Raw genomic sequence first — 9,865 nt, 5'->3', positions numbered from 1 at the left:
ACCTTGAATTCGCGGAAATCCAAGTAGGTCGCGTGTCCGGTGACCGTCTGGTGCGTGGCGATCACTTCGTACTTTTCGTCCATCACCACCGGCACCCACAGATCCAGTTTGTCGACGCGCGAATAGGTGACCGCGGTGCGGGAGTGGACAGCCATATTGAGTATGCCGCCCGAAACCATCGACAGTTCGGTCTTGACGATGCGTCCGCCGTTCACCATGTCGATCCAGACGGTGCCCTGCGCGGGCGCGTCGTCGCGCGTCTGGATGAGGCGCGGCTCGCTGCGCTCGGTGAACTGCAGCGTGACGCAGTCGACGCCGCCGACGCGCTCGGGTTTGCCGAGCCGGAACGCCGAACGGGACTGATTGGCGCCGCGCAGGAAGAGGAGCGCGGTCATCGGCACGTTGATGGTCCGATCGATGCGCGTCGTCTCGGGATCGAGGTTGTAGCGCGCGCTCTCGACGGCGATCTTCCGCGCCTGGTCGAGCGAATCGGGAGTCACGTTCTGGAGAATGCGGCTCAAGCGTTCCTCGCGGTCGCGCACCGCTTTGCCGTCGACCTCGAAGACGTCCCGGAACGCTACCCAGCCGAGCGCGCCCATTCCGATCGTCATGACGTTTGCGCGCGTCTTGCGCGTGGTCGGCGCCGTCGTAGTGTTGGAGAGGGCATCCCGGCGTGACTGGAGTGTCTGGAGTGTATTGACCGCCACGCCGGGCAGCGGCGTCACGGCTTGTTGATAGTCCTCCTCGGCGCCGATGGCGCTGATGCGCCGTTCGTAGCGTTCGAGATAGGCGGCGGCGGCGTCAAGGGTTGCGTCGAGTTCCGGCGTGTGCTCCGTTGGCGCGATGGCCATGACCGCCGGCGTGACCGTGAACGCGACCTCGCGCGACGCCTCGGCGCGGGCCTGCCTGGCCTCGAGCCGCAGCACGTAGGCGCCCGGCGCGAGATCTTTCATCGGCAACGGAAGGCGAACGTCCGCCTGGCGTCCTGCGAACGCCGCGTTCGGCAGCGACTGGTGCTTCACGCGCTTGCCCTGGCTGTCGAGCACGGTCACGTCGAGGCTGACCCGTTGCGCGGCGTCCGTCTCGCCGGCGCGATAGACGCGCAGAAACGCCCAGGCGGGCGCGTCGGCGGCGAACACCCGCGCCGTCGTCGGGACGATCGGAATCGCGGGCGCCCCCTCGGGTGGCGCGCCAGCCGTTTGGCGCGTGCCCAGCACGACATCGGACAGCGTCAGGCTGCCCGCGCTGAATGATGGAACGGTGATGTGCGTGAACACGCTCGACGCCGCATGCGTGTCGCGGTTCATCACCGCAGCGCGCAGGTCGTAGCTGCCAGGTGGCAGCGTGACGAAGGTCTGCAGTTCGACGAAGGCCGCGCTGCCGGCCGCGGATGCGGGGAGCTGGACACTCCCGCTCTGACGTGCGCCGCCGACGCGCTTGCCGCGTTCGTCGCTCGCGAGCACCGCGAGTTCGAGCGGAATCGATCCCGGTTTGTCGGCGAACGCCGACGCGTCGAGCGTGACGCCGATCGAGGCGTGCGCGGCGTCGGGGCCGGCAAAGGCGGCGACCGACATGCCGAGCGGCGGTGCCGAATCCGCCAGCAGGCCGGTGAGCGCGTCCTCGAGCGGTGCGTCAGGCGACGGGGTTGCCGACGCCGTCGCCGTCGCGGCTGGCCTCGACGCGGCGATGTAGCGCGCCGTGTGGACGTCGACGCCCTGGCGCGCGACCTTGACCTGGATGTCGTGACGCACGTCGCCGGTGCCTTCGGTCGGCTCGAACGCGACCAGGTAGTATGCGTCGCTCTCGTGCAGGACGGCCGGCACCATCCGGAACGGCTCGTTGTTGTTGAGAATGACGCGGCCGCCGGTCAGCGCAGGCAGGACGCCGAGCGAGCCCTGCGCGTCCATGAACGCACTACGCTCGTTCATCAGTTGCTGGTTGAGTGCCCTGCCGTCGCGGTTCTCGACGCCGTTGGGAACGGTGGCGCGCGTCGCCGGACCGACGGTGGCCAGCCCTTGTGGATCGATCGAGTGGACAGTCAATCCCGACGTGCCGAGCGCGTCGAAGAGCTTCTCCCTCGCGTCGCGGACGCGCTTCTCGCAGCCGACGTCGAGGGCGAAGTTGCGCGGACCCGCCTGGACGATGATGCTGCTGCCGATGAACAGCAGCACTTTCCGGCGCGGGACGCCGCGCACGTCGTTGGCGATACGCGTGATCGTGTCCATCACGCAGAGACCGCACATGCATCGCGTGTCGCCGAGCGCGTCGTACGGCCCGGCGCCTTGATCCTGCTGCGCCTGGCTCGGGCCCTGGCTCCAATCGCTCGACGCGATCGTCTTGTGCAGGCGCGCGCGATCGGACGTCAGGTTCTGCGGCGCGAGCAGGCCGGTGCTGATAATCGCGGCCTGGTCGCCTGGCGCCATCGCGTCGACCGCGGCGTCGGCGATCTGCCGGGCGACGATCATCGGGCGCTCGGGCGGAATCGATCGGTCCATCAGGATGAAGATCAGGCGGCTCGTGTCGCCGCTGACCTGGTTGGTCGCGACGTTGTGCGCGGGCAGCAGCGCCATCGCGGGTTGTGCCGCTGCCTTTGCCGCTGTCGCCGCGACGGCATCGACAGCCTGGAACGATCGGATCGGCCGTGGCTTGCCGTCCTCGAGCACGGTGAAGTCGGACTCCTGCAGCCCGCGTACGGGCTCCCGTTTGCCGTCGAGCACCGAGACGTCGATGCGGAGGACCTGCACGCCCGCCTTGAACGTCGGCTGTGGTGCTTGTTCCTGCGCCGCCGTCAGCGCGCCGGCGCCGGCGATGGCGAAAAGACATCCCCAGGCTCGGCCCCATATCGACGCGCGCATGGTAGGCATGCGCGGATTATATGCCTCGCAGCGTCCTCGACATGCTGACGAAGTGCGCCGGCTGCGTGAGCCGAGGGTCTTCGAAGGCGGCACCAGTCGTCACGGCACTATCGCGCCGCGCAGACGAAGTTCGACGCCTCGTCGATGCTGCCGTCACCCTTGTAGCGCGCGACCGCGGGATAGGCGCAGAGCGGACGCGCACGATCGACCATGCCGTTGGTCGCGTGTGAAGCCGGGATTGCGTCCGGCGCCGTCCCCTTTTCGACCCAGGCCTCGAGCGCGGACAGCATGTCGAACGCGTTGGGACCCGTACCGCCGCCGCAGTGCCCCATGCCGGGGACGGGGAAGAAACGATAGAACGATTGCGTCGCGGTCAGGCCGCCCATCGCCGTGGCGACTTCGTCGTAATAGGCGATCGTATCGAACGGCGACACGACCGGATCGGCGAGACCGGTGTACATGATCAACTTGCCACCGCGCGACGTGAACGCGTTGTAATCGGTGGACATCGCGTTCAGGAACGGATACTTCGCGTTGACGGTCGCGATATCGCGGTCCCAGTCGAACGCTCGCGGATCCCACGACGGATTCTGAAAGACCCAGCCGCGAAAGAACCCGACGCGGACCGGCTCTTTCGGATTCGTGATGTAGGTGCCCCAGCCCGCTTCGCTGCCGGGCGCCCAGCCCGCATAGAGCGGCTGTCCGCTGCTCGTCTTCGCGCCGGCGTACACGCTCTTCACCGCTTCGATCTGCGGCGGCGTCAGGCATCCGTCCGACTCCGCGCCGGTGCAGGCCAGCACAGACGGATCGAAATGACAGCTGCGCGGATCCGAGATCAGACCGTCTTCGAGGCCGTCGTTCTTGTCGCACGCCGCCATCGCGGCCTTGGCGAGCGCCGGCAGCTTCGCACTCGGGAGGATCGACGCGCCGCTCGCATCGTGAGTCGCGCGCCACGACCAGAGGAAGCCAAGAATCAGGTTGACGCGGTTGTTGCCCGGATCGCCGGCGACGATGCCGTCGTAGTCGGCGGGATAGCGCTGCGCTTCGCTGAGCGCCTGCTGGCCGCCGGTCGAACAGCCGCTGAAGTACGACTTCGACGGTGCGCGTCCCTTTGCCTGCGTGACCACCGTCTTGGCGATGGCGGTCATCTCGTGGATTGATCGATAGGCCCAGTCGACGATCTTCTCGGGATGGCCGATGCCGAAGTCCAGCTGATCGCCAGAGTGGCCGGTGTCGGTGCTGACGGCCGCGTAGCCTTTCGCGGTCGCCGCCGCGAGGGCGGTGTAGTTGATCGCTCCGGAGAAGCCGCCGTTGTCGGTGCCGAGCAGCTTGCCGTTCCACGCAGTGCCTTCCGGGATCCAGACTTCGACCCTGATCTCCGAATCCGGCGTCGGCGTGGCCGTCACCGCCACGCGGCAGAACGCCGACACCGGAACCATGCGTCCGGCCGGACCGGTCGGACTGAACTGGCCGGCAGGATACGGGTGCGCGAGCGTGACGGTGGCGTTGGCCAGCGCCACGCTCGCCAGTCGCTCGCACGCCGTGCCCGTGGGCTTGACCTGCGACTCCGACGCAGGCCGGACCCGCAACTCCGACGCAAGCCGGACCCGCAACTCTGACGTAGGCCGGACCCGCAACTCCGACGTAGGCCGGACCTTCAGGTCCGGCGCTCCCGGCGCCGCCTTCAACACGTCGCTCGCCGCCGCCTCGCGGACGAATCGTTCGGCGTCATCAGGCAGCAGGAGTCGATCGCGTACGGCCTGGTCGGCGGCCTGCTTGACGCGTGTCACGTAGGCGTCGTGCGTGCCGTAGCGCTCCTCGATCGACAGACGCGGGTCGTGAGCGGCGACGCGGTCCGCCTTCGTCTTTGCGAACGGGATCCACCCGCCCTGGAACCCGCACCCCTGCCCGGCGAAGAAACCCGAGCGGATGGCGTTCCAGCCGAGATACGTCCCGAGCGGCGCCCGCAGTTGCACCGACGGTACGCCCGAGGTCTCGTTGCCGTCTTCGTTGACGCGCGGCACGTAGGTGGGAAGGACGCCGAGCACGCGCGGCGGCTCGCTGGCGATGACTCCCGAGAGATCGACCGCCTTGAATCCCGGTCCGAAATCGTAGCGGACCACGGGATTCAGGATGCGATCGCTGAATGGCAGCCCCGGGATGTCGGGCAGCCCGATCGACGAGCGCGTCGCCGCGACGAGATCGCCGTGCGCGAGCGTCGGGTAGCGGCTGTCGGGCGGTGCCGTGCCCTTCACGACCCACTCGACGAGCGCCCGCGTCAGCGCTCGCGTCTGCTCCGCCTCCGGATTGGGATTCGCCGGCAACGAACAGGCGCCCGCAGCGGCGCTCCCCTCGATGGGGAAGCCGCCGCGCCCGCCGCCGTGCGTCGTGCTCGGATAGTAGTAGCGCCGAACGTTGTCAGGCAGGGGAAGATCGCGCGCGGCGTCGGTCCCGATCATGTCGGGTGACATCCGCAGCCCCCAGAACTCCGACGAGCCGAAGGCCTCTACGACCTTCGGGCAGGTCCTCGTTGCAGTGCAGCGATCGAGCAGGCTGGCGGCCTTCAACCCGCGCGTCTTGTCCTCGTACTTCGTCCACCACACGACACCGTCGCTGCCTGGCTCGTAGACGCCGGCGGCGCCGCCCGGCAGCGCGAAGCGCAGGTTGATCGGCGTCTGTCGCGCCGCGATGCGCGGAAACGCGCCGTCCCAGACAATGCGGTTCTGCACGTCCTGGTTGAAGCCCAGATGAATGAAGGTCCGGATGAAGTTGCCCGACTGCGAATCGCCGATGCTGACCGCATGATCGATTGCGCCGGCCACCGGGTTCGGCGTGCCGGCGGCATCCTTCTCCGCATGGCGGAAGAACGCGACGATGTCGCGCGTGGCGGCAAGCCCGACGCCCAGCACGAGTGGGTCTTTCGCCGTGTAGACCAGCTCATAGAGGCGATCGGTTCGGAAGCCACCCTTCAGGCAGACGCGGGTCGGATCCGGCGTGCCGGGCCACGGAGTCGCCTCGCAATTGGCGAACGCCCACTCGTTACGCGGGACCGGCTGCGAGGCGTCCTGGACGCCGGCGTAGTTCTCCCGCGTGTGCCACGTCAGCCGGGCGCCGGGCTCGGCCAGATCGACCGGCGGATACGGCTGCGCCGTGCCGAGCGACGCGAGCCGGATGGGCGCCGTCGTGGCGCCGTCGGGAAGGTCGTAGAAGCGGGCGAGGACCGGGCCGGTGACCGGCGAACCGTCATTGTGTTTCGCGATCGGAACGGAGATCGTCTGGTTGTTTGCAGTCGGGATGACATCGCCCTGCCAGCCGCTGACGAGCGAGACATAGCCCTCCGGACCCGCGACCGCCTGGCCGTTGCCGCGGTTGACGACCTGGTAGAGCAGCACACGCGCCGATGTGCGCATGTCGACGGGCTTGGCCAGCGCGAAGGTCGCGACGTACTCGACCATGCCGCGCCCGTTGCGCGGCGCGAGGTCGAGATCCTGGATGATCGCGTTGTGCGGATCCCGGGGGTCGATCTCGCCGTGCACCTTGCCCCGGATCAACTCGAACGGCCCGGCGCCGCCCACTGGCTGGCCAGCGCCCGCGGCCTGAGTATTGTTCATCGGCTGGCGCGACGTGATTTCGAGACGTATGCCCTGCGCTCGCGCCGCATCTGCGCAGAGCGTCAGCGCCATCGCCACCATGCAGGTTCTAGCGGACGTCGTCATCGGGGATCTCCAGCGCGAGAAGCAGCGAGCTGAGCGACTTGCCGTGCGCGTCGAGCGCCAGCGAACGCGTCACTCCGCCGCCGAGCGCACGCGTCATCACGAAGTTGAGCGCCGCGAGATGCGGCAGTTCGTAGCGCGCCACGCCGCCACGGACGATGCCGGCGAAGTGCGCCTGGACGCGCTCGACGGTGACGTGCGCGGCGAGGCGCGCATAGTCGCGGGCGTCGCGGGCGATGAGCGAGATGTTGCAGGTCTCCCCCTTGTCGCCGGTCCGCGCGTGAGCGATGTCATGCAGGGACGTCATGGGACGGTCACGTAATCGACGCGCCACGATACGCGATCGCGGGCGATCAGCGTCGAGCGCATCGCCAGCACGCGCCGCACGTTCATCGTTGCGCCGCCGCCGCCCGCGGGTCCGTTGGTGAAGAGCGACTCGACTTCCCTCGCGACGCGCCAGGCATCCTCCTGCGACGCCGTTCGCGCAGCGACGCGCAGGCGCACTTCGTAGGGATCGCCGGCGCGCGACGGATCGGCGCCGTGCAGGGCGTCGACGCCGATCAGATCGGCGCGCAGCTCCAGCGGCGTCAGTCCGATCAGCCGCAGCCGCTCGAGGACGATCTCCGAGGCCAGCCGGCCGCGGCCGACCGCGTTGGGCCCGGCGTAGGAGATCTGCCCTTCGCCGATCCAGCCGTCGAACTGGCCGACCGAAGCTTTCAGCGTGCCCGGCCGCGGCCGGCCGCTGGCGCCGTGCACTCGGACGCGATCGTTGCCGAGATCGTCGACTTGCGCGCCGCTGAAGTCGGCGACGACATCGGGGGTGACGTACGCCGACGGATCGTGGATTTCGTAGAGCAGCTGCTCCGTGCAGGTTGCGGCGGTGACGATGCCGCCTGATCCGGCGACCTTGGTAATCACCGCGCTGCCGTCGGCCTCCACCTCCGCGAGCGGAAAGCCCAGGCGGGCCAGGGCGGGCACGTCCTTGACGCCGGGATCGGCGAAGTAGCCGCCTGTCACCTGTCCGGCGCACTCGAGCAGGTGACCAACGAGCGTGCCGCGTCCGGCGAGCGCCCAGTCGTCGAGCGCCCAGCCGTGGTGCACGGCGATCGGCGCGAGGAACAGTGACGGATCGGCCACGCGTCCCGTGATGACGACGTCGGCGCCGCGGCGCAAGGCTTCGGCGATCGGCTCGGCGCCGAGATAGGCATTCGCGGACACGACGTTGTGCTCGTCGAGTGGCTCGCCCGTTTCCGTCGTGCTGAAGCCGCCGCTGGTCACCGCTGCACGCACGTCGTCGCCGGTGACGACCGCGATGGTGAAGCCGCCGATGCCGAACTGCCGTCCGAGCGCTGCGACGCGCGCTGCGGCGGCCGGTGGATTCGCCGCGCCCATGTTGGTGACGATACGGATGCCGCGCCGGATGGCGTCCGGCAGCACGGCGCGCATGCGCTCGTCGAGCCGCGGATCGAATCCGCCCTCGGGGTCGGCAGCCTTGGCCTGCTGGGCCAGTGCGATCGTCCGCTCGGCGAGGCACTCGAAGACGATGACGTCGAGATCGCCGCGTTCGACGAGCTCGACGGCCGGCTCGATGCGATCGCCGGAGTAGCCGGCGCCGCAGCCGATGCGCAGCGGCCGCCCGGCTGGTCCACCGAAGCGCGGAGCGGGGAGCTGGCTCACAACGGGAAGACCCCGAAGATCACCGCCGCCGCGGTCATTATCAGCGTCGCGGCGAAGAGCAGCGGTCCGGTGAAGCGCTGATGCTCGCTGAACTCGACGCCGGTCAGTCCGACGACGAGAAACGTCGCCGGCGTCAGCGGGCTCACCGGGAAGCCTGTCGTCATCTGGCCGAGGAGCGCCGCCTGCCCGACGTGCGCGGCGGGGACGCCGAACTGGCCGGCGACGTCGGCGATGACCGGCAGGACGCCGAGATAGAACGAGTCGGGATCGAAGAGCAGGCTGAGCGGCATCGAGACGACGGCCAGGGCGACGGGGATGTGACCCGCCATCCGCGGCGGCACGAACCCGACCGCGGCGTGCGCCATGGCGGGGAGCATGCCGCTTTCCTTCATGATGCCGGTGAACGCGCCGGCGGCGAGCAGGATGCCGGCCATCATCAGCGCGGCCCTGGCGTGCGCGTCGATCCGAGCGCGCTGCGCGTCGGGATCCGGGTAGTTGATGGTCAGGACGAGCGCCGTGCCGATCATGAACATCACCGCGGGGTCGACCGTGCCGGCGATCATCACCGCCATGATCACGACCGTGATCAGCCCGTTCACCCACCGCAGCCGCGGCCGGGTCAGACCGGGGTCAGACCGGGGTTCGACCGGGGTCAGACCGGGGTCAGACCACCTCTGTGGGCTGTTCGCTGTTCGATCCTGGGAATTAGGGTGCCAGAGCGGGGTCAGACCCGCGTCTGACCCCGGTTTGACCCCAGTCTGACCCCGGCGGGCGCCGCGGCTGAGAGCGCGTTCGGCGCGACGGCCCAGCAGCCAGGCGACGCCGAAGACGAACGCCAGGCCGACGAGCTGCACCGGCACCAGGGGACGGAAGAGCTGCGCGACGGGGATGTGCAGCGATGCCGACGCGCGGATCATCGGGCCCGTCCACGGCAGGAAATTGACGCCTGCCGCGAGCGACACCACGCACGCCAGCACGCGCCGCTCGATGCCGAGCCGATCGTAAAGCGGCAGCATCGCCGGCACGGCGACCAGAAACGTCACCGCGCCGGAGCCGTCGAGATGGACGAGCAGCGCCAGCAGCGCCGAGCCGACGACCACGCGCGACGGGCGGGCGCCGACCGCGCGAAGGATCGCGTTGATGACCGGCTCGAGCGTGCCCGCGTCGGTGATGATCCCGAAGTAGAGGATCGCGAACACGAACATCGCCGCAACGGGGGCGATCTGCTGGATGCCGGCGACGATGAACTTCGCCGTGGACAGACCGAAACCGCCAGCCAGCGCGCCGGCGATCGGCACGGCGATCAGCGCGACCAGCGGCGACGCCAGCCGGCTGACGACGAGAACGAAGAGCGCTGCGACGGTCAGGAATCCCAGGGCCGCGAGCATCTGATGTTGCCGCTACCCTATCGCAGGAGCCCTGACGCGGTCGACAGGAGGGCGGGACCATTCTGCTTCCCGCGGCTTCGCACCACTTCACGTCCGGTCCGCGGAACGGTCCCACACCCCCCGTCGACCGCGCGGAGTCTCTTCGAGAAGCCCGACACACCACCTCCGATATTCACAGATTCACAGGGTGCTCGGGATCTTTGGGATCATCGTGCCGGAGCGTGACGCCGTG

General features: G+C 69.1%; 5 protein-coding genes. All 5 read right to left on the bottom strand.

All coding sequences use genetic code 11. The features are described from left to right. A partial coding sequence (locus VGI12_21675) for a VWA domain-containing protein (protein HEY2435294.1) occupies positions 1–2,864 on the bottom strand: 2,864 nt, incomplete at its 3' end. A gap of 98 nt (positions 2,865–2,962) precedes the next feature. After that, entirely contained in the window at positions 2,963–6,571 is a 3,609-nt protein-coding gene (locus VGI12_21670; protein HEY2435293.1) for a tannase/feruloyl esterase family alpha/beta hydrolase, read from the bottom strand. Continuing rightward, positions 6,555–6,875 carry a hypothetical protein gene (locus VGI12_21665; protein HEY2435292.1) on the bottom strand — a complete coding sequence of 107 codons (321 nt, stop codon included), beginning with the start codon at positions 6,873–6,875 and terminating at the stop codon, positions 6,555–6,557. The genes VGI12_21670 and VGI12_21665 overlap by 17 nt, the downstream gene beginning before the upstream one ends. Then, positions 6,872–8,245 carry an acyclic terpene utilization AtuA family protein gene (locus VGI12_21660; protein HEY2435291.1) on the bottom strand — a complete coding sequence of 458 codons (1,374 nt, stop codon included), beginning with the start codon at positions 8,243–8,245 and terminating at the stop codon, positions 6,872–6,874. The genes VGI12_21665 and VGI12_21660 overlap by 4 nt, the downstream gene beginning before the upstream one ends. After that, positions 8,242–9,633, bottom strand: a complete 1,392-nt coding sequence (locus VGI12_21655; protein HEY2435290.1) for an SLC13 family permease — start codon at positions 9,631–9,633, stop codon at positions 8,242–8,244. Before VGI12_21655 ends, VGI12_21660 begins: the two co-directional genes overlap by 4 nt. Positions 9,634–9,865: the final 232 nt, after the last annotated feature.

Source organism: Vicinamibacterales bacterium (assembly GCA_036496585.1).
Lineage (GTDB): Bacteria > Acidobacteriota > Vicinamibacteria > Vicinamibacterales > 2-12-FULL-66-21 > JAICSD01.
Note: the sequence above shows the minus strand (reverse complement) of the source record. Positions and strands in the feature narration are given on the sequence as shown.

Coding starts and splice junctions, on each gene's coding strand:
- VGI12_21670 (HEY2435293.1), bottom strand. CDS start 6,571: ATGACGACGTCCGCTAGAACCTGCATGGTGGCGATGGCGCTGACGCTC.
- VGI12_21665 (HEY2435292.1), bottom strand. CDS start 6,875: ATGACGTCCCTGCATGACATCGCTCACGCGCGGACCGGCGACAAGGGG.
- VGI12_21655 (HEY2435290.1), bottom strand. CDS start 9,633: ATGCTCGCGGCCCTGGGATTCCTGACCGTCGCAGCGCTCTTCGTTCTC.